This is a genomic window from Streptomyces sp. NBC_01433 (genome assembly GCF_026340105.1).
Lineage (GTDB): Bacteria > Actinomycetota > Actinomycetes > Streptomycetales > Streptomycetaceae > Streptomyces.
In genome coordinates, this window is the sequence record NZ_JAPEPM010000002.1 from 607,327 (window position 1) to 628,254 (window position 20,928).

General features: G+C 72.7%; 18 protein-coding genes. 12 read left to right on the plus strand and 6 right to left on the minus strand.

Annotation, left to right across the window (positions count from 1 at the left end; all coding sequences use genetic code 11):
- Positions 1–14 precede the first annotated feature (14 nt).
- Positions 15–419 (plus strand): DUF5997 family protein, encoded by a 405-nt coding sequence (locus tag OG413_RS30250; RefSeq protein WP_266811172.1) that lies wholly within the window; start codon positions 15–17, stop codon positions 417–419.
- A gap of 105 nt (positions 420–524) precedes the next feature.
- Here OG413_RS30250 and OG413_RS30255 read toward each other — a convergent pair whose 3' ends face one another.
- From OG413_RS30255 to OG413_RS30265, 3 genes are all read right to left on the minus strand, one after another.
- Entirely contained in the window at positions 525–728 is a 204-nt protein-coding gene (locus tag OG413_RS30255; RefSeq protein WP_015613078.1) for a cold-shock protein, read from the minus strand.
- Between the two features lie 252 nt (positions 729–980).
- Positions 981–2,579, minus strand: a complete 1,599-nt coding sequence (locus OG413_RS30260) for an MFS transporter (RefSeq protein WP_266811174.1) — start codon at positions 2,577–2,579, stop codon at positions 981–983.
- Between the two features lie 118 nt (positions 2,580–2,697).
- Complete coding sequence (locus tag OG413_RS30265; RefSeq protein WP_266811176.1) at positions 2,698–3,564, minus strand: hypothetical protein; 867 nt, start codon at positions 3,562–3,564, stop codon at positions 2,698–2,700.
- Positions 3,565–3,823: 259 nt separating this feature from the next.
- On the opposite strand from OG413_RS30265, the gene OG413_RS30270 reads away from it, so the two are divergent.
- From OG413_RS30270 to OG413_RS30320, 11 genes are read left to right on the plus strand one after another with little or no spacing between them, the layout of a single operon-like run.
- On the plus strand, positions 3,824–5,431 hold the full coding sequence (locus OG413_RS30270) for an ABC transporter substrate-binding protein (RefSeq protein WP_266811178.1): 1,608 nt from the start codon (positions 3,824–3,826) through the stop codon (positions 5,429–5,431).
- Complete coding sequence (locus OG413_RS30275) at positions 5,431–6,453, plus strand: ABC transporter permease (RefSeq protein ID WP_266811180.1); 1,023 nt, start codon at positions 5,431–5,433, stop codon at positions 6,451–6,453. Before OG413_RS30270 ends, OG413_RS30275 begins: the two co-directional genes overlap by 1 nt.
- Positions 6,454–6,455: 2 nt before the next feature.
- The gene (locus OG413_RS30280; protein ID WP_266811182.1) at positions 6,456–8,375 is read left to right on the plus strand and encodes a dipeptide/oligopeptide/nickel ABC transporter permease/ATP-binding protein; all 1,920 of its coding nucleotides are present in this window, start codon (positions 6,456–6,458) and stop codon (positions 8,373–8,375) included.
- A complete protein-coding gene (locus OG413_RS30285) occupies positions 8,372–9,160 on the plus strand; it encodes an ABC transporter ATP-binding protein (RefSeq protein WP_266811184.1) in 789 nt (262 codons plus the stop codon). The genes OG413_RS30280 and OG413_RS30285 overlap by 4 nt, the downstream gene beginning before the upstream one ends.
- Positions 9,157–11,097: a S9 family peptidase gene (locus OG413_RS30290; RefSeq protein ID WP_266811186.1), complete on the plus strand. Its 1,941-nt coding sequence runs from the start codon at positions 9,157–9,159 to the stop codon at positions 11,095–11,097. Before OG413_RS30285 ends, OG413_RS30290 begins: the two co-directional genes overlap by 4 nt.
- 48 nt (positions 11,098–11,145) lie before the next feature.
- Complete coding sequence (locus OG413_RS30295) at positions 11,146–12,564, plus strand: serine hydrolase (protein WP_266811187.1); 1,419 nt, start codon at positions 11,146–11,148, stop codon at positions 12,562–12,564.
- Between the two features lies 1 nt (position 12,565).
- Positions 12,566–13,711 carry a M20 family metallopeptidase gene (locus OG413_RS30300; RefSeq protein WP_266811189.1) on the plus strand — a complete coding sequence of 382 codons (1,146 nt, stop codon included), beginning with the start codon at positions 12,566–12,568 and terminating at the stop codon, positions 13,709–13,711.
- A complete protein-coding gene (locus OG413_RS30305; protein WP_266811191.1) occupies positions 13,708–14,565 on the plus strand; it encodes a GNAT family N-acetyltransferase in 858 nt (285 codons plus the stop codon). Before OG413_RS30300 ends, OG413_RS30305 begins: the two co-directional genes overlap by 4 nt.
- Complete coding sequence (menC, locus tag OG413_RS30310) at positions 14,562–15,668, plus strand: o-succinylbenzoate synthase (RefSeq protein WP_266811192.1); 1,107 nt, start codon at positions 14,562–14,564, stop codon at positions 15,666–15,668. Before OG413_RS30305 ends, menC begins: the two co-directional genes overlap by 4 nt.
- Entirely contained in the window at positions 15,665–16,591 is a 927-nt protein-coding gene (locus OG413_RS30315; protein ID WP_266811193.1) for a serine hydrolase, read from the plus strand. Before menC ends, OG413_RS30315 begins: the two co-directional genes overlap by 4 nt.
- A gap of 2 nt (positions 16,592–16,593) precedes the next feature.
- Positions 16,594–18,192: a CdaR family transcriptional regulator gene (locus tag OG413_RS30320; protein ID WP_266811195.1), complete on the plus strand. Its 1,599-nt coding sequence runs from the start codon at positions 16,594–16,596 to the stop codon at positions 18,190–18,192.
- A 47-nt stretch (positions 18,193–18,239) separates the two neighbouring features.
- Here OG413_RS30320 and OG413_RS30325 read toward each other — a convergent pair whose 3' ends face one another.
- The 3 genes from OG413_RS30325 to OG413_RS30335 are packed head-to-tail and all read right to left on the minus strand — an operon-like array spanning position 18,240 to position 20,845.
- On the minus strand, positions 18,240–19,253 hold the full coding sequence (locus OG413_RS30325) for an NAD(P)/FAD-dependent oxidoreductase (RefSeq protein WP_266811197.1): 1,014 nt from the start codon (positions 19,251–19,253) through the stop codon (positions 18,240–18,242).
- Positions 19,250–19,777, minus strand: a complete 528-nt coding sequence (locus OG413_RS30330) for an isoprenylcysteine carboxyl methyltransferase family protein (protein ID WP_266811199.1) — start codon at positions 19,775–19,777, stop codon at positions 19,250–19,252. Before OG413_RS30330 ends, OG413_RS30325 begins: the two co-directional genes overlap by 4 nt.
- Before the next feature lie 12 nt (positions 19,778–19,789).
- Positions 19,790–20,845, minus strand: a complete 1,056-nt coding sequence (locus tag OG413_RS30335) for a type III polyketide synthase (protein ID WP_266811201.1) — start codon at positions 20,843–20,845, stop codon at positions 19,790–19,792.
- Positions 20,846–20,928: the final 83 nt, after the last annotated feature.

Below are 20,928 nucleotides of genomic sequence, written 5' to 3' on the forward strand. Positions count from 1 at the left end.
ATACTCTTGACACCATGACGTCGCACCAGACCACCCAGACAATGAAGCCCGCGACCGCGGCGAAGAAACTGGGTGTGTACCTCGAGGCCACCCCCACCGAGTTCCAGGAGGGTGTCGTCTCGCGCTCCGAGCTGAACGCCCTGCAGACCGATCCGCCCGAGTGGCTGCAGGAGCTGCGACGCACCGGCCCGCACCCCCGGCCCGTGGTCGCGGCGAAGCTCGGCGTCTCCATCGCCGGTCTCGCGCGCGGCGGAGTCACGGAGCCGCTCACCACGGAGCAGATCGAGGCCCTGAAGAACGAGCTTCCCGAGTGGCTGCAGAAGGAGCGCGCCACCCAGGCCGAGGTCCGCAAGGAAACGGTGCGCATCAAGGAGAAGAAGGCGGAACAGGGCGAGCAGTCGCCCCGGCCGCGTTCCTGACCTCCGGCGCCGCTGCCGGGTTCACCGGCGGCCACGACCGACGCCCCTGACACATCAGGCCCCCGGACGACACGTCCGGGGGCCTGATGTGCTGTTCGGACCGGGTCAGGCCGCGGTGATGTTCTCCGCCTGCGGGCCCTTCTGGCCCTGCGTGATGTCGAAGGTCACGGCCTGGCCTTCCTGGAGCTCACGGAAGCCGGTGGAGTTGATGTTGGAGTAGTGCGCGAAGACGTCCGGGCCACCACCGTCCTGCGCGATGAAGCCGAAGCCCTTTTCCGAGTTGAACCACTTGACGGTTCCGCTTGCCATGCCGGTGCCTCTCAGTCGATATCGGATCCGCACCGCGCGAATCCGGAGGTGATCGCCCTGGTCCTCAGGCACTGCACAGCAAAACGCCCGCGCCAGGCGCGGGCAGGTGCTGCGAACCACGACATCTGCCGATGACGCTACACGGCGAGAGGGGCGCTCACCAGAGAGCAACGCTAATTCGCCATCTCCTGACGTCCACCTGGCGCGCACGGTTACCGATCGGTGCCGGGTGCGTCCGCCGGGGATCGCGGATCAGTCACGCGGTGCGCCGGGAGCCGGTGGGCGGCTCCCCGGGGCGTCCTGGGGCGTCGTCGGCGGTGCGGCGCCGCCCCTGAGGCGTTCCAGGTCTCCGGGGCGCACCTGGATGACCACGAGTGCGACCAGCGCGGCCACCACGGCGAGGATGGCGGCGACGATGAACGCGCTGGAGACGCCCGAGGCCAGCACCTCGCTGCCCCAGGGCGCCGGGAGCTGCCCGGTCCTGCGGAACTCCAGCAGCTGGGCGGGGGTCCCTTCCTTCAGGAACCGGGGGACCTGCTCGGCCGCCGAGTCGCGGCTGGCCGTGCCGAAGACCGTGACCAGAATGGACAGACCGAGCGACCCGCCCACCTGCTGGGTGGTGTTGAGGACCCCAGAAGCCGCGCCCGCCTCCTGGGGCGCCACGCCCGACACCGCCATCAGCGTCAGCGACACGAACTGCAGGCCCATTCCGAGGCCGAAGACCAGCACGGGGCCGAGGATGCTCCCCAGGTACGAGCTGTGCACATCGACCATGGTCAGCCAGCCCAGCCCCACCGCGGCCAGGACCGCGCCCGTCACCATGAAGGGTTTGGGGCCCCATCTGGGCAGCAGCTGCGAGGTGATTCCCGCGCCCACCGCGACGATCACGCTCACCGGCAGGAAGGCGAGACCGGCCCGCAGGGGGCTGAAGTCCAGGATGTTCTGCACGAACAGGGTCAGGAAGAAGAACATCCCGAACATCGCGGCGGACAGGCACAGCATCATCCCGTAGGCACCGGCGCGATTGCGGTCGCGGAACATCCACAGCGGCGTGATGGGCTGCTTCGAGCGTTGCTCGATGGCGATGAACACGGCGAGGAGCACGAGCGCCGCACCGAAGGACAGCAGGGTCACCCGGTCGCTCCAGCCGTCCTCGGAGGCACGGATGAATCCGTACACGAGCATGACCATGCCCAGCGTGGAGGTGAGCGCGCCGACGATGTCGAAATGGCCCGGATGGCGTTCGGACTCGCGGATGTAGCGGCGGGTGGCGAGCGCGATCAGCAGGCCGATGGGCACGTTGACGAAGAGCACCCAGCGCCAGTCGAGCCACTCCACCAGCACCCCGCCGGCGAGCAGTCCGATCGCGCTGCCGCCCGCCGAGACGGCGGCGAACACCCCGAACGCCCTGTTCCGTTCGGGGCCCTCCCGGAACGTCGTGGTGATCAGCGACAGGGCTGTCGGGGAAGCGATGGCGCCGCCGACACCTTGCAGCGAGCGGGCTGCGAGCAGTTGCCAGGATTCCTGCGAGAGACCGCCGAGCAGCGAGGCGAAGACGAAGAGCAGGACGCCGAACATGAAGACCCGGCGGCGGCCCAGGATGTCGCCCAGCCGCCCGCCGAGCAGGAGGAGCCCGCCGAAGGTCAGCGTGTACGCGTTGATCACCCAGGACAGGGATTCGGTCGAGAATCCCAGTGACGTCTGGATGTGCGGAAGGGCGATGTTCACGATGGTGATGTCGAGGACCACCATCAACTGACACGAGGCGATGACGAGAAGCGCCATCCCACTGCCTCGGCCCCGCTCCGGGGCCTGTGCAGTGTGCGCGGGTGTCTCTGGAGAGCCCGTCATGGGATTGCTCGCGTGGGTGAGTCCGTCGCGGTTCGGTCGCGAGCCGATCGCGGCTCACGCGTGAACGGTCGCGTTCACACATCGACCCTAGGACGGGGCGTCGCGCCCCGCGAATCGATCATTGGGCGACCAGGTCGCCGAGCGGGGGCGTATCGATATCGGCACGGGGGCGCGACAGATGCAGTGCGGTGTGGAAGTGGCCCGCCGTCTCCTTGCCGTCCGGATTGTCCCCTGCCGCGGTCACCGCGTCGATGGCGTACCGCTGCTCGGCCGCGCTGGTGAAGCGGCGCTGGATGAAGGTGCCCCCGGCGTACTTCTCCGTGGTCAGGCCATGGCGGGCCAGGTGCTCGGCGATCGGCGCGTAGGAGCCGGTACGCAGCACGAAGGCGGCGACCCACGGTGGTGGGCCGGCGTTGTCCAGGATCGGCTGGAAGGTGGCCCGGGACAGGAAGCTGGCGCCGCCGGTGATGGTGATGAGGCGGACGCTCCGGGCCGCGTCCAGCAGTGCCGGGGAAGGCGGGGAAGTCTCCAGATTCTCGGCGAACCCGTCGTCGAGCAGGCCGGCCGCTCGCGCGTAGGCGATGGCGCGGGGGGCGATGTCGAGGCCGATCACCGGGACGGCGTCCCGTCGGCGGCGGGCCCGGAAGAACGCCCGGTCGTGCTCGATCAGCTCTTGGGTGGTCATGGCCACCGTCCGCGCAGCCGTGTAGTGGGCCCGCAGCTCCTCCAGCGTGACGTCGTGGTTGAGCAGAGCGGCGTTGATCCCGTACGAACAGCACAGGTCCAGCACCGCGTCGCCCGTGCCGCGCAGCCGGAGTGCGGCCAGGCGCCGGAAGACGGGCTGGGCGTGATGCGGTGTCCGGTAGCCGAACGCCCCCAGTTCGCGGAAGAAGGCACGGGGATCGGCCTGGTCGTAGATGTCGTCGAACGGGGTCATCGTCCGCTGGACGGGCGCCTCGGCGCCCTCTCCTCGTACCTCGGCCATCGCACGCGCTCCCCTCGGCACCCGGGCCCGCGCCCGTGGTCGCCACAGCCTCCGGCAACGGGCGCGCGGGCGAAACAGGGCGTCGGCCGGATCCGGCCATGCCCCGCGGCGCATGGCCTGGGCGGCAGGGACCGCGTCTTCGGTGCGGCGCACCGTCGGCGGGGCGGTTTTTCGTCCGCCGCCACCAATCGGGACCGGTCCGTCGCTGCCTAATGTTCCCCTCACTCGGCGGCTGCCTGCCGCTCCTTCGGAGGTGACCATGCCCAGTTCCGCAGGCAAGGGGACGCGACGTACACCGAAGCGCGGGGTGCGGCCCGTGACCGCTGTGGCGGCGGCGTTCGGTCTCGTCGCCACAGCGGCCGCGTGCGGGGGCGGCTCGGCCGGGGGCAGTGGTGGGTCGAGGGTGGTGGTCGCCATCGCCGCCGATCCGGGCAGTCTCAGCCCCACGACGGCGCTGGCCAGCACCGCGCTGGCGATGAACTCCTTCGCCTACGACACGCTCGTGCACATCGCGGCCGACGGTTCGCTGATTCCCGGAGTGGCCGAGAAGTGGACGGTCACCTCCACTTCGGCCCGGTTCACCATCCGCTCCGGGGTGAGCTGCGAGGACGGCTCGGCGCTCACGGCAACAGATGTGGCCGCCGAGTACAACCACATCGCCGACCCGGCGAACCAGTCGCCGATGCTCGGGTTCTCCGTACCCGTCGGCGCCGTCGCGAAGGCCGACGAGGCGACCCGCACGGTCACCGTCACCACGAAACGACCCGCACCGTTCATCGCGCACATGGCCCGGCTGCTGCCGCTGCTCTGCGAGGAGAGCCTGGCGGCCCCGGCCGCGCTGGCCAAGGCCACCGGGGCGAGCGGCCCGTACCGGCTGACCGAAGCGGTTCCGGGCGACCACTACACGTACGCCCGGCGGGACGGATACTCCTGGGGGCCCGGCGGCGCCACCGGGGCGGACCTTCCCCGCACGGTGGTGTTCAAGGTCGTCGCCAACGAGTCGACCGCGGCCAACCTCCTGATGGCCGGGCAGATCGACGTCGCCCAGATCAACGGCGGCGACCGGCAACGGCTGGACGCGGCCAAGGTGAAGAACCGGAGCGTCGAGGGGCTGTTCGGACAGCTCTTGTTCAACCAGGCCGCCGGGCGTCCGCCCGCCGACCTCGCGGTGCGCCGGGCCCTGATCTCCGTACTGGATCTGAAGGACCTCAGGAACGTCTCCACGGGCGGTGACGGCACACCGCCCACCAGCATCGGTGAGGTCGCGCCCACCCCCTGCACCGGCGACCCGGTGGCCGGGAATCTCCCCGCCCACGACCCCGAGCGGGCCGCCGCCACCCTCACCGCGGCGGGCTGGACCAAGAGCGGCGGCACCTGGACGAAGGACGGCAAGCCGCTCACCATCGGGTTCAGTTACGCGACCAACCTGGGCTCGCAGGTCGCGTCGGCGGTAGAACTGGCCGTCCAGAAGTGGACCTCCTTCGGCGTGAAGGCATCGGCCGCCCCCGTGGGCGGGGCAAGCATCGCGGGCACCCTGGCGGGCGGCGACTGGGACGTGGCCTGGGCTCCCATCGGGGTGACCCTCCCGGACCAGCTGACCCAGTTCTACGACGGACCGCCACCGCCGAAGGGCAACAACTTCGGGGCCGTCGCCAACCCCGACTACCACCGGCTCGCCGCACGTGCCTCGGCCATGCCCGGCACTTCGGGCTGCGCCCTGTGGGAGGAGGCGGGTGCCGCCCTGGTCAAGCGGCTCGACATCGTGCCGATCGTCAGCAGGCCGATGCGGCACTACGCGAAGGGCGTCACCTTCCAGGTGGACGGCGGCGGCATCATCCCCAGCACTCTGCGCCGGAGCGCGGGCTGATGGCCACGCTCCCGGTGCGCTCCCTGCGCCGACTGCGCACCCTCGGCTCGCCGCGATCCCTGCGCGCGCGGCCCCGCGGCCCCTGGTTCGGATTCGCGCTGCGCCGCACCTGGCGGCTGGTCGTGTCTCTTGCCGCGCTGGTCACGGCCGCGTTCGCGATGATCCATCTGATTCCCGGGGACCCGGTGCGGGCGGCGCTCGGCCCCACCGCCGATCCGGCCCTGGTCGAGGCCCGCAGGCAGTCGCTCGGCCTGGACCAGCCGCTGCCGCAGCAGTACGGCGACTTCGTCGGCAGGCTGTTCCAGGGCAGCCTCGGGGACTCGATCGGTGCCCAGCTGCCCGTGTCCGAGATCATCTCCAGCCGGCTTCCGGCGACCCTGCAGATCGCCGTCCCCGCGTTCGTGCTGATCCTGCTGCTCGCGATCCCGGTCGGGATGACGGCCGCGGTCCTGACCAGGGACGGCCGCAGGCGGCGCGGCGAACTCGCCTTCACCGGGGTCACCGGGTTTCTGGGCGCCGTGCCCGAATTCCTGCTGGCGGTCGGCCTGGTGGCCGCGTTCGCCGTGGCCTGGCCGGTCCTCCCGGTGGCCTCGCAGGCCGGCCCGGCCTCCTACGTACTGCCGGTACTGGCCCTCACGCTCGTCCCGGCGGCGACGCTGTCGCGCATCGTCCGGGTGGAGACGCTGCGAGTGCTCGGAGAGGACTACATGCGTACCGCCCAGGCGAAACGGCTGCCCGCCCGGCTGCGCTATCTGCGGCACGCGCTGCCCAATCTGCTGACCTCCTCGCTCACCCTGGGCGGCCTGCTGTTCAGTTCACTGCTCGCGGGCACCGTACTGATCGAGAACGTCTTCGCCTGGCCCGGTCTCGGCACCACGATCGTGCAGGCCATCACCGAGAAGGACTACCCCCTGGTCCAGGGCGTCGTGCTGGTCTACGGGGCGGCCGCGCTGCTGATCACCTTCGCCGTCGACGTGGCCGTGGCCGTCGCCGACCCCCGGTCCACCGTTCTCGGGAGCTGACGATGCCTCATAAGGATCACGACACCGCGCTGCGGCACCGGCTGGGGCGCACGCTCAGGACGCCGATCGGCATCACCGCCCTCACCGCCTGCCTGGTGGTGGCGCTGGTGGCCGTGTTCGGACCCGCCCTGCTCGGCACCCAGGCGGCGCGGGTGGACACGGACGCGATCAACGAGGGCAGCAGTGCCGCGCACCTGCTCGGCACCGACCAGCTGGGCCGCGACATCGCCGCCCGGGTGGTGGTGGCGACCCGGCTGACCCTTCGCCTCACCCTGCTGGCCACCGCGATCGGAGTCGGTGGCGGGCTGCTGCTCGGTGTCGCACCCGCGGTGCTCGGGCGGCGCGCCGGGCGGCTGATCACCGCCGTGGTGGGCGTGCTGGTGGCCTTCCCCGGACTGCTGTTCCTGCTCTTCCTGGCCACGATCTTCGGCGTCGGCAGCACCGGGGCGGTGTTCGCGGTGGGGCTCGCCATGGTCCCGCCGACGGCACGGCTGGTGCAGAACCTCACGGCGTCGGTCGCGGGGTCGGACTATGTCGCGGCGGCACGGATCCTCGGCGTGGGCCGGTTCCGGCTGGTGGTCCGTCATCTGCTGCCCAACATCGCCGAGCCGTCGGTGCTGTTCGCCACCCAGGCGGCGGGGGGCATCCTGGTCGCCTTCTCGGGGCTCTCCTTCCTCGGGCTCGGTGTGCAGGCCCCGGACTACGACTGGGGGCGGCTGCTCAACGAGCAGTTGAACCGGGTCTATGTGAACCCGGTGGCGGCCCTGGCGCCCGGTGTGGCCGTGGTGCTGACGGGGCTGATGTTCGCGCTGGTCGGTGAGGTACTCGCCCAGGCGGGCGGCCGGCGCGCACCACAGGCGCGGGGGACCTCGGCGCGGCGACAGCCGGAAAAGATTGTGCGGGACACGGCGGCCGGCGCCGACGACGGGCCGGTGGTCCGGGCGCACGATCTACGCGTGACCTTTCCCGGCGGACGGCAGGCCGTACGCGGCATCTCGCTGGACATCGGCGCGGGCGAGGCCGTCGGGCTGGTCGGCGAATCCGGTTCCGGCAAGAGCCTCACCGCGCTGGCGCTGGCGGACCTGGTTCCGCACCCGGGGCGGGTATCCGCCCGTACCCTCCGCTTCGACGGGCACGATCTGCGGACCGACCCCCGGCTGGGCACCGCCCTGGCCATGGTCTTCCAGGACCCGATGGCCTCGCTCAACCCCGCCCTGCGCGTGGGCCGCCAGCTCTCCGAGGTGGCGGAGGTGCACCTCGGCCACACCCGGGCGCAGGCCGCGGCGCGCGCCGTCGACCGGCTCGGCGCCGTCCGTATCCCGTCGCCGGAACGCCGGGCCCGGCAGCGGCCGCACGAGTACTCCGGCGGGATGCGGCAACGGGCCGTCATCGCGATGGGACTGATGGGGAATCCGAGGCTGATCATCGCCGACGAGCCGACCACGGCGCTGGATGTGGCGGTCCAGAAGCAGGTGCTCGACCTGCTGGCCGAGGTGCGTGAGGACTCCGGCGCGGCGTTGCTGCTGATCTCCCACGACCTCGCCGTCGTGGCCCAGGTCTGCGAACGGGTGCTGGTGATGTACGGCGGCCTGATCGTCGAGAGCCTCCCGGTCACGGAGCTGCTGCACGGCGCCGCGCACCCCTACACGCGGGCGCTGATCGGAGCGGTCCCGACGATGACCACGCCCCCCGGTACGGAGCTGGTGACCATCCCGGGCCGTCCGCCGGAGCCGGGCGAGGACAGCGGCGGATGCTCCTTCGCCCCGCGCTGCGAACGGGCCCGGGAACGCTGTCACACGGCCGCGCCCGAGCTGGCCGGCTTCGGGGCGGGCCGGGAGGTCGCCTGCTGGTACCCGGTGGTCGGAGCGGCGGGCGGCGACCCCGTCGGGACCGCGTCACAGGCAACGGAGGCCACGTCATGAGCTCCCTGGAACTGTCCGGGATCACGGTGCGATACGGCCGCTTCACCGCGGTGGAGAACGTGGATCTGCTGGTGCCGGACGGGACGGTGACGGGCCTGGTCGGCGGTTCGGGGTCGGGCAAGTCGACCCTCGGCAAGGCCGTGGTCGGGCTGGCGCCGCTGGCCGCGGGCCGCGTCCGGGTGGCGGGGCGCGAGGTCGGCGTACGGCGCGGTCGCAGCCCGGTGCAGCTGGTGTTCCAGAATCCGTACGCCTCACTCGACCCGCGCATGAGCATCGGTGCCTCGGTCGCCGAGGCGCTGCCCCGCCGGGCCGGCGCCGACGGGGAGCCGTCCCGCCGGACGACGGCCCGCGAGCGGCGCGCCGCCCGGGACGCGGAGGTGGCGCGCTGCCTCGAACTCGTCGGCATCGACCCCGGGCGGGCGGCGCTGACGCCGGACGCGCTCTCCGGCGGACAGCGCCAACGCGTCGCCCTGGCCCGCGCCCTGGCCGCCCGGCCCGCCGTGCTGATCGCGGACGAGATCACCTCGGCGCTGGACGTCTCCGTCCAGGGCGCGGTGCTCAATCTGCTGCGGCGGCTCCAGCGGGAGCTGGGGTTCTCCATGCTGTTCATCTCCCACGACCTCGCGGTCGTGCGCCATCTGTCCGACCAGGTCGCCGTGCTGGACGGCGGACGCCTGGTCGAGTGCGGTCCCACCGCCGAGGTACTGGAGCGGCCCGCCCACCCGACGACGTGCACCCTCATCTCCTGCGTACCCACCCTTGCGACCGCCGAGGAGGCGTCATGACCAGAGCGCTGAGGATCGACGATGTGTACCGGTTCGAGATCCCGTGCGATCCCTCGCTGTCCCCCGACGGCGAACGCGTCGCGTACACACTGACCACCCAGGACGCCGAGCGGGACTGTGCGGTGACCTCGATCTGGGAGGTCCGCGGTGCGGACGGTCCGGCCCGCCGGCTCACCCGGGGTCCCTCGGACGCCGCGCCGCGCTGGTCCCCGGACGGCACGCGGCTGGCGTTCCTGCGCGCGGGGCAGCTGTATCTGCTGCCCGCGGACGGGGGCGAGGCGGCGCCGCTGACCACGCCCGCCCGGTGTCCGGCGGGGGCGGGGGTGCCGGTGTGGAGTCCGGACGGCTCGCGGATCGCGTTCGCGGGGCCGGGGTCGCTCCGCGAGGACACCGCTCCGGTGGTCATCGACGGCCTCGGCTGGAAGGTGGACGGGGCCGGGCTGCTCGGCGCGGTCCGCACCCAGCTGTTCGTGGTGGAGGTGGAGTCCGGCGAGGTCCGGCAGCTCACGGACGGCGACCGGCACGCGGGCCCGCCCGCCTGGTCGCCCGACGGCACACGGCTCGCCTATCCGGCGCAGACCGGGGCGGACGCGGATGTCACCGGGACCTCGGCGGCTCATGTCGTCGAGGTCGGGGCCGCCGTGCCGGCACCCGTGCGGGTCGGCCCGTCGACCGGGATGGCCGGGCCGGTGAGCTGGTACCCCGACGGGAGCGCGCTGCTCGTCGTCGGGCGGACCGCCATGGGGGTCGGCCATCTGGAGCTGCTGCGCCAGCCCCTCGACGGATCCGCTCCGGTGTCGCTCAGCGCCCCTCTGGACCGTAACGTCCTGCCCGGAGGGCCCGGATACCCGGGGGCGCTGCCGCAGTTCCACGGCGACGGCATCGTGTTCTGCGCCCGCGACCGGGGGGCCACCCGGCTCTACCGCGTCGACGCTTCCGGGATCGGCGAGTTCGCGCTGCCCGCCGGTCAGGGGGTCAGCGGCTGTTCGGTCGCCGCCAAGGCGGGCCGGGCCGCGCTGGTCGTCTCCGACACGGCGAGCTTCGCCGAGATCGCGCTGCTCGACCTGGCTGACGCGGGGTCCGGGCGGCCTGGCGACCCGAGCACCGGGCGACAGCCCGCGCGGCTGACCGCGCACATGGCGCGGTCGCTGCCCGACGTCGCCCTCCACCCTTTCACCGAACGGGAGTTCACCATCTCGGACGGCACCGCGGTGCACGGGATGATCACCCGCGCTCCGGACACTCCCCCGGGCGGCCCCCTGCTGGTGGACGTGCACGGCGGACCGCACAACGCCTGGGCGCCGCACGCCGACCCGGCCCACCTCTACCACCAGGAGCTGGTCTCGCGGGGCTGGACCGTCCTGACGCTGAACGTGCGCGGCAGCGACGGCTACGGCGAGTCCTTCTACAGGGCCGCCGTGGGCGCCTGGGGCGAGGCGGACGAGCAGGACATCCTCGAACCGATCGCCGCCCTCGTCGACGAGGGGCTCGTCGACCCGGCCCGGATCGCGCTCACCGGCTACAGCTACGGCGGCTATCTGACCTGCTGGCTCTCCGCCCGCAGCGATCTCTTCGCCGCCGTCGTACCGGGCGGCGTGGTCGCCGACCTGACGAGCCTGGCCGGGACGTCCGAGGAGGGACATCTGATCGCCGGTCACGAGATCGGCGACCGGGACCGGCTGACGGCACTCTCCCCGCTCAGCCATGTGGACGCGGTCCGCGCGCCCACGCTGATCCTGCACGGCGGCGCGGACGACACCTGCCCGGTCGGCCAGGCCGAGCAGTGGTTCCACGCGCTGCGCACCCGGGGCGTGCCGGTCCAGCTGGTGCTGTACCCGGGCTGCTCGCACCTGTTCATCCTCAACGGCCGCCCCTCGCACCGGGAGGACTACTCCCGGCGCCTCGTCGACTGGGTCACCACGCACACCGACCGCTGAACGCCAATGAAGTCGAAGCCGAACACGACCACGAAACCGGAGCCGAACATGACCGACACCACCGGCCTGCCCACCGCCCCGTCCGCCGAGCTGCCCCCCGGTCTGTCCGCCGAGCTGACCGCCCACTGGGCCGCCCGCCTCACCGAGCTGGCCGCCCGCTACCGGGTGCCCGGCGCGAGCCTCGCCGTCCTGCACCGGGGCGAGGTGACGATCGAGGCGTCCGCCGGCCTGGCCAACATGGAGGCCGGGATCGAGGCGACGACCGACACCCTGTTCCAGATCGGTTCGATCTCCAAGGTATGGACCACCACGGTGGCCATGGCCCTGGTCGACGAGGGGCTGCTCGAACTGGACGCCCCCATCGTCTCCGTACTCCCCGAACTGCAGCTCTTCAATGATGAGTTGACCCAGGGAGTGACGCTCCGCCATCTCCTGACCCACACCAGCGGCATCGACGGCGACTTCTTCGCCGACACCGGCCGGGGCGACGACTGCCTGGAGAAGTTCACCGCGCTGCTGGCCGATGTCGCCGCCAACCACCCGCTGGGCGCCACCATGTCGTACTGCAACGCGGGCTTCACCCTGCTCGGCCGGGTGCTGGAGCATGTCACCGGCGTCCAGTGGGACGAGCTGATGCGTGAGCGCCTTTACCGGCCGCTCGGTCTGACCCGTACGGTCACCCTGCCGGAGGAGGCGCTGCTCCACCGCGCCGCCGTCGGACACCCGGGCGAGCCCCCGGCGCTCGCCCCGCAGTGGGGCCTGATGCGGTCGGCCGGACCGGCCGGGCTGATCTGCTCGACGCCGCGCGAGGTCCTCGCCTTCGCCCGGATGCACCTCGACGGCGGTGTCACCGGCAACGGCAACAGGATCGTCTCGGCCGAGAGCGCCACCGCCATGCAGAGCCCGCAGGTGAAGGTCCCCGACGCGAACATGCTGGGGCATGCCTGGGGGCTGGGCTGGATTCTCGACACCTGGAACGGACAGCCGGTGTACGGCCACGACGGCGGGACCATCGGCCAGAGCGCGTTCCTGCGGGTGCTGCCGGGGGCCGACCTCGCGATCTGCCTGCTCACCAACGGCGGCGACACCATGGGCCTGTATCTGGAGGTGTTCTCGGAGATCGCCCGCGAGCTGGCCGGGGTGACGATGCGCGCGACGCTCCAGCCCGCGAAGGAGCCGGTCGCGTTCGACCCGGCCGAGTACGTCGGGGTGTACGAGCGGATCTCCAGCCGGATGGAGATCGTGGAGCGGGACGGCGCTCTGGTGATGCTCGACAAGGTGACGGGGCCGCTGGCCGGGCTGACCGCGGAGCCCGACAAGGAGTACGAGATGCACCCGGTCGCGCCGGGGCTCTTCGTGCTGCGCCGGCCCGGGTTCAGCACCTGGATCCCGGTCGTGTTCTACACGCTCGCCGACGGCACTCCCTATCTGCACCACGGTGCCCGCGCCACCCCGAAGGCCCTCTGACGTGCCCGCGTTCGCCACCGCGCTGGAGGCGGGTCTGCCGGACCTGCTGGCGGGCATCGAGGAGCTGGTGCTGGCCGAGTCTCCCAGCCAGGACCGGGCCGCCGTCGCGACCTGCGCCCGGGTCGTCGCCGCACTCGGCACCCGGCTGACGGGCGCCGAGCCGGAGTGGCTCGACACGCCGGGGAGTCCCGCTCTGCGCTGGCGCTTCGGCTCCGGTGACCGGGTTCTGCTGCTGGGCCACTTCGACACGGTCTGGCCGGTGGGCTCCCTGGCCGGGCACCCCTTCACGGTGACCGGGGGCCGGCTGACGGGGCCCGGCTGTTTCGACATGAAGGCCGGAGTGGTGCAGCTGTTCCACGCGCTGTCCGTGCTCGACGACCGGGACGGCGTATCGGTGCTGCTCACCGGCGACGAGGAGATCGGCGCCCCGGACTCGCGCGCCCTCATCGAGGCCGAGGCCCGCCGTACGCGCGCGGTGCTGGTCCTGGAGGCGAGCGAGGGCGGGGCGCTGAAGACGGCGCGCAAGGGGGTGTCCGGCTACGAACTGCGGATCGCCGGGCGTGCGGCGCACGCCGGTCTCGAACCCGAGCGGGGCGTCAATACGACCACCGAGCTGGCGCACCAGGTGCTCGCGGTGTCGGCGCTCGCCGATCCGGCGACCGGCACCACGGTGACCCCGACCGTGGCCTCCTCCGGCACCACGGGCAACACGGTGCCCGACGCGGCGCGACTGCTGGTCGACGTACGGGTGGGGAGCGTCGGTGAACAGGCGCGGGTGGACCGTGCGATGGGCGGGCTGGCACCGGTCCTCACGGGCGCCTCGCTCCAGCTCTCGGGCGGTCCGAACCGGCCGCCGCTGCCCGCGAGCGCGTCGGCGGAGCTGTTCGCCCGTGCCCGGAGTCTCTACGCGGACCTGGGCTTCGGGGCGCTGCGCGGCGTGGCGGTCGGCGGCGGCTCCGACGGCAATCTGACGGCCGGAGTGGGTACGCCCACGCTGGACGGACTGGGGGCGGTGGGCGGTGGGGCGCACGCCGACGACGAGCATGTGACCGTCGCCGAACTGCCCCGTCGCGCGGCCCTGGTGGCGTCGCTGGTGACCTCGCTCGTACGTGAGCCGGTGGCCGGGACGGACCGGGTGGGAGCGTGAACAGTACGCACGTCGTGGCCGCGGCGGCCGCGGCGGAACGAGCGGCGCACGATGCGGGGGTGAGCGTCGCGGAGCTGCACGATCCGGACGAGATCCTGGCGGCCTGCCGGCTGCTGGACCGGATCTGGCGGCCCCAGCCCGGCAACCCCCTGATCACCCCGGAACTGCTGCGCGTCTTCGCCCACTCCGGCAGCTATGTGGTGGGAGTCCACCGGGACGGCGAGATGACCGGGGTCTGCCTGGGGTTCCTGGCCACCGCCGGGCTGCACTCGCACATCGCCGGGGTGGACGGCGGCGCCCGGGGCCGCAATGTCGGGTTCGCCATCAAGCTGCACCAGCGGGCCTGGGCACTGGCCCGTGACATCACGACGGTGACCTGGACGTTCGACCCGCTGGTCAGCCGTAACGCCTACTTCAACCTGGCGAAGCTGGGGGCGGTGCCGAGCGAGTATCTGGCCGACTTCTACGGCACGATGCATGACGCGGTGAACGCCGGTACCGAGACGGACCGGCTGCTGGTCCGCTGGGAACTGACCGGCCGATCCGCCGTCGGGGCCGCCGCGGGCACCCCCCTCGTCGTCACGTACGACACCCCGGGTGCCCGCACGGTGGTCGGCCTGGACGCCAAGCCCGACGGCCGTCCCGCCGTCGGGCGCCGGGACGGCGACACCGTACTGGTGCGGATCCCGGCGGAGATCGAGACGCTGCGCCGCACCGACCCGCCCCTGGCCCGCGAGTGGCGGTACGCGCTGCGCGAGGTCCTCGGCGGGCTGATGGAGCGGGGACACACCGTCACCGGATTCACCCGGGACGGCTGGTATGTGATCGACAAGCGTCAGGAGAGAACGGCATGAAGCTCGTCGGTGTGGAACTGCGCCGGATCGCGATGCCCCTGGTGGCACCGTTCCGGACCTCGTTCGCCACCCTGACCTCCCGGGAGATCCTGCTGGTCAGGGTCGAGACCGAGCACCACGAGGGGTACGGGGAGTGCGTCACCATGGCCGATCCGCTGTACTCCTCGGAGTACACGGCGGCAGCGGTGGACGTCCTGCGCGGCCATCTGGTGCCCGCGCTCAGCGCACTGCCCGCCCTCGATCCATGGGCGGTCGCCCCGGCCCTGGCCGCTTTCAAGGGTCACCGGATGGCCAAGGCGGCGCTGGAGACGGCCGTGCTCGACGCCTGGCTGCGCGCCCATGGGCTGTCGATGGGCCAGTGGCTGGGGGCGACGGCCGAGCGGGTGCCGGCCGGGGTGTCGGTCGGCATCATGGACTCCGTCCCCGCCCTGCTCGACGCGGTCGACGGCTATCTGGCCGAGGGATACCGGCGGATCAAGCTGAAGATCCAGCCCGGCTGGGACGTGGCACCCGTGCGGGCCGTCCGCGAGCGCTTCGGCGACGACGTGGCGCTCCAGGTGGACGCCAACACCGCCTACACCCTCGCGGACGCGGGGCAGCTGGCCCGGCTGGACCCGTACGGTCTGCTGCTGATCGAACAGCCGCTGGACGAGGAGGACATCCGGGGCCACGCCGCACTGGCGCGGCTGGTGCGGACCCCGATCTGTCTGGACGAGTCCATCGTCTCCGCCCGGTCGGCGGCGGACGCGATCGCGATGGGTGCCTGTTCGGTCGTCAACATCAAACCGGGCCGGGTGGGCGGCTATCTGGAGGCGCGGCGGATCCACGACGTGTGCGCCGCGCACGGCGTCCCGGTCTGGTGCGGCGGCATGCTGGAGACCGGGCTCGGCCGGGCCGCCAACGTCGCCCTCGCCGCGCTGCCGGGGTTCACCCTGCCCGGCGACACCTCGGCGTCCGACCGCTACTACCGCACCGACATCACCGAGCCGTTCGTCCTCAAGGACGGCCATCTCGATGTGCCCCGGGGGCCGGGGCTCGGGCTCTCCCCCCTCCCCGGCCGACTGGCCGAGGTCACCGAATCGACGGAATGGATCAGCCGATGACCACGAGCCGGACGGGCACGACAGGAATACCGACCGCCATCGCCGAGGAGAGGATCCGGGCGGCGTTCGACGAAGCCGGGGTCGAGGGGTTCTTCCTCGCCCGCGAGATCGACGGGGACCGCACGATCGGCGTGGCGGCGGACGAACCAGTCGTTCTCGCCTCGGTGTTCAAGATTCCGGTCGCCCTCGCCTACGCCCGCGAGGCCGCCGCCGGACGGCTGGAGCGGACCGAGCGTCTTTCGGTTGACGCACGGTACCGCGACGGCGGGATCGGCACGTCCGGCTGTGCCGACCCGATCGAGATGAGCCTGCGCGACCTCGTCCACATGATGCTGACGATGAGCGACAACGCCGCCACCGACGTGGTGCTGGCCCGGGTCGGTCTCGACACGGTCAATGGCCTGCTCCGTGAACTCGGCCTGGAACGTACCCATCTGATCGGCGGATGCCGCGAACTGCTCGGCTCGCTCTTCGCCGATCTCGGTGCGACCACCGAGGTCGAGGCACACGCGAAGCTGGCCGCGCTGGGGCCGGAGCGGGTCATGGAGCTCTCGGTGTGCGTGCCCGAGCTCACCACCCGTTCCACGGCCCGGGAGACCGCCGAACTGCTCGCCCGTATCTGGCGTGACGAGGCCGGTTCCGCGGTCGCCTGTGCCGAGGTGCGGGCCGTGCTGGCCCAGCAGATCTGGCCGCACCGGCTCGGCTCCGGGTTCGACGACGGCTACCGCCTGGCCGGGAAGACGGGGACGCTGCCGGGCTGGCGCAATGAGGCCGGGGTGGTCGAACACCCGGGCGGCGGGCGCTGGGCGGTGGCCGTCTTCACCCGGTCCGACACCCCCGACCTGCGCAATCCGCGGGCGGACCGGGTGATCGGGCAGGTGGCGCGACTGGCGGTGGACGAACTGCGATCCATTAGTTTGTGACGATGACGGAGCAGCCGCGGGCCGTGCTCGGCCGCATACTCACGGATCTGGGTTCGACGCTGATCGAGGTGGTGGTCGGGGAGGCGGATCCGGCCCGCGCCGTGACCGGGGTGCTGATCCAGGACCCGTTGGACGAGCCGGCCCGGCTGCCCGGCGCGGTGGTGCTCGGCGTCGGGGTGTACGGCGCCGAGCAGGTCGCCGCCCTCGTCGACCGTGCCGCCGGTCTCGGCGCGGCGGCCGTGGTGGTGCGGTCGCCGGTCCCGGTGGAGGGGCCGGTGTCCGAGGCTGCCGCGCGCACCGGCCTCACCGTGCTGGGCCTGACCCCGGGGGCATCCTGGGCGCAGGTGGCGGCGCTGCTGCGGTCGCTGCTCGCCGTGGACGAGCTGGGCACGGTGGGCGGCCCGGACGACGCCGACGGCGGTGAGCCGCTGGCCGGTGATCTGTTCGCCCTGGCCAACGCGACGGCCGGGCTCCTGGACGGCCCGGTCACCGTGGAGGACCGCAACGGGCGGGTGCTGGCCTTCTCCAGTCGGCAGGACGAGGGCGACGAGGCCAGGATCGCGACCGTGCTCGACCGCCAGGTGCCCGCGGAGAAGCTGCGCGCGCTGGAGGAGCACGGCGCCTTCCACGCCCTGTACCGCAACGAGGGTCCGGTCTTCGTGGAGGGCATCTCCGCCAAGCCCCGGGTCGCCATCGCCGTCCGGGCGGGCGGTGAGATCCTCGGCTCGATCTGGGTCGTCGTCGACGGCCGGCTGAGCGAGGACCGTACGCAGGCTCTGCACGAGGCCGCGAAGGTGGCGGCGCTGCACCTGTTGCGGCAGCGGACGGGCGAGGACGTCGAGCGCCGGTTGCGCGCGGATCTGCTCGCCACGGTCCTGGAGGGCGGCCCGCACGCGCCCCAGGCCGCCATCCGGCTGGGCCTTTCGGTGCAGCCCGCCTGCGTCCTGGCCCTGGCGGTCACGGGTGAGGCGTCCGCGCCCGACCGGGTGGCGGCGGGCGAGCGCGTCTCGGAGGCCCTTGCCCTGCATCTGTCGGCGATCCACCCGCGTACGGCGGCGGCCTCGCTCGGTGGTGTCAGTTACGCGGTTCTGCCGACGAGTTCGGACGAGCAGGCGCTGCGGGTGGCCGAGGCGTTCCTGGGCCGCATCGGCGGTCGGGTCCCGGCCGTCATAGGCGTCGGCAGGCTCGCCGCGCGCCCGGCCGATCTGCGGCGTTCCCGCGCCGACGCGGACCGGGCGCTGCGGGTGCTCTGCTCCGGGCGCTCGGCGCGCCGGGCGGCCCGGCTGTCGGACGTCTACGCCGCCTCGCTGCTGGAGGAACTGACGGACCGGATGGCCGCCGAGGACGATCTTCCCGACGGCCCGGTGGTCCGGCTGCGCGCCTACGACGCGCGGCACCACACCGCCCTGACCGAGACGCTGGACGCCTGGCTGGGCACGTTCGGCGATGTGATCGCCGCCGCGGCCGCCGTCCATATCCACCCCAATACCTTCCGGTACCGGCTCAAGCGGCTGGCCGTGGTGGCGGGCATCGATCTCGGCGACCCGGAGGCCCGGTTCGAGGCCATGCTCCAGTTGCGGCTGCGGCCACCCGGTCAGTGATCCCCGGTACGCCCACCGGGCCCGGTCCGGCCGCCGCTGTGCCGGGCTCATTGCAGGGCGTGCACCGCCGCCCCGAACAGCGCCGGTGCGCGCTGGGCGGCGGTGACGATCAGACGGCCTCCGGAGGGGTGGCGGGCCGCCCGCAGCAGGGCGTCGGTGAGCAGCCGGTGACGTCTCGTCAGCCCGGCCCACTGCCGGGGGTAGTCCTGGGGGCGGCCGGCGGCCAGGCAGCCGATCGCCGCGGTGGCCGTCGCCATGGCCAGGGCGATGCCCTCCCCCGTCAGCGCGTCGATGTAGCCCGCCGCGTCGCCGACCAGCAGGACGCGTCCGTCCCGTCGGCTCCGGGCTCCTTGCCGCAGGGGTCCGGCTCCGCGTACGGGGGTGGCATCCGCGCCCGCGAGTACGGCGGCGAGCGCGGGAAAGGCGGTCAGGTGCTGCGCGTAGGGGCGGCGGTCGCGGCTGAGCACGGCCACGCCCACGAGGTGGTCCCCGACGGGTGTCACATAGGCCTCGCCCTGCCGGGACCAGTGGACTTCGACGAAGTCCGTCCAGGGGGCGATCCGGTAGTGGCGGCGCAGCCCGTAGCGTCGCGGCGCTACGACAGGGCGGTCGAGGCCCAGCTCACGGCGGAGCGGGGAGTGCAGACCGTCGGCGGCGATGAGCCAGCGGGCGGTGAGGCCCATCGCGCCGACGCTGTCGTGGTGCCGGCGGATCCCGGTCACCTTGCCCGGCACGACCCGGACGCCGAGTTCCACGGCCCGCCGGTGCAGCGCGGCGTGCAGTTCGGTCCGCCGTACGCCGAGCCCCCGGCCGTCGCGGAACGTCGCCTGGGCGCTGCGGCCGCCTTCGAGGTAGCGGATTCCCTGCAGTTCGCGGCCCGAAGGCCGCACTCCCAGCGCCCGCAGTGCCGCGACCCCGCTCGGCATGATCCCCTCGCCGCAGGCCTTGTCGACGGGGAGGGTGCGGGGTTCGACCACGACGGTGTCCATCCCCGCGCGGGCCGCCGCGATCGCCGCGGCCAGGCCGGCCGGGCCGCCGCCCGCCACCAGGATGTCGATCACACCCGCACGTCCGCTCCCGGCATGCGCGCCAGTGCCCCGTCCTCGCACCGGACGCGCACGGCCATCAGCGCGGCGTTGAGCAGGGTGAACAGGGTGGCGGTCACCCAGGCGCCATGGACCAGGGGCAGTGCCAGCCCTTCGGCGGCGACCGCGACGTAGTTGGGGTGGCGCAGCCACCGGTAGGGCCCGCCGGTCACCAGGGGCAGGCCCGGAACGACGATGACGCGGGTGTTCCACTGGTGTCCGAGCGTGCGGATGCACCACCAGCGCAGCGTCTGCGCGGCGACGACCACGGCCACCATGGTCCAGCCGAGCGGCGGCAGGAACGGGCGTCCGGTCAGCGCGACTTCGGCCAGGCAACCCGCCAGCAGGCCCGTGTGCAGGGCGACCATCGCCGGGTAGTGCCCCCGGCCGGCCTCCCTGCCGCCGCGGGCCAGGCTCCAGCGGGTGTGGCGCAGGGCCACGGCGAGTTCGGCGAGGCGTTCGGCCGCGACGGCCAGCACCAGCGCGGTGTACCAGATCATGCGTCCTCCGTCCTACCAGCGCAGCAGCACCAGTTCGCAGCAGAATCCGGGGCCCATGGCCATCAGCAGACCGGGCGTTCCCGGTTCGGGCCGCCGCTCCGCCAGCGTGTCCCGAAGGACGTGCAGGACCGAGGACGAGGACAGATTGCCCACGTCGGCCAGTGAGCGCCAGGTGACATCGAGGGCGTTCTCGGGCAGTGCGAGGGCGTCGGAGACGGCTTCGAGCACTTTGGGGCCGCCCGGATGACACACCCAGTGGGCGATGTCCTTCGGTTTGAGGCCGTGTTCCGCCAGGAACGCGGTCACGTCGTCGGCGAGATACCGGCGGACCACGTCGGGGACGACCGGGTCGAGCACCACCTTGAAGCCGGAGCTCCGGATGTCCCAGCCCATGATGCTCTCGGTGTCCGGGTACATCCGGCTCCGGGTGGCGACCACCTCGGGGCCGACTGCGCGGGACCGGCGTTCGCCGGTGACGACCACGGCGGCCGCCCCGTCGCCGAACAGCCCGGTCGCCACCAGGTTGGCGGGGGTCACGTCATCGCGCTGGAAGGTGAGGGAGCAGAGCTCGACCGAGAGCAGCACGGCGACGTGGTCGGGCGAGCCGAGCAGATAGTCGTGCAGCCGGGCCACCCCGGCCGCTCCGGCGACACATCCCAGGCCGAAGACCGGCAGCCGCTTGACGTCCGGCCGCAGGCCGAGGCGGCCCACGAGCCGGGCATCGACGGACGGCGCGGCCACTCCGGTGACGGAGGTGAACATGAGCAGGTCCACATCGGTGGCCCGCAGTCCGGCGGTGCGCAGCGCACCGCGTACCGCCTCGGCTCCGAGGTCGACCGCCGCGCCGATGAACACGTCGTTGGCCCCGCCGAAGCCGTCGAGTTCGTCATAGCGTTCCAGCGGCAGGACCGTGTGGCGGTTGCGGACCCGCGCGTTCTCGTGGAGCCGGTCCAGTACGCGGCGGTCGGCGCCCGGCGGCAGGCAGGTGCGCGCCACCATGTCGGTGACCTCCCGCTGGGCGTGGCGGTGCGGTGGCAGGGCCCCGTGGACAGCTGCGATCCGGCTCATCCCGACTCCTGCTTAGGCGGCGTCATGACCCCATCCTGCCCCCAGAAGGGGATGAATCGCCGCAAACAACCCGTGCGGCTGTC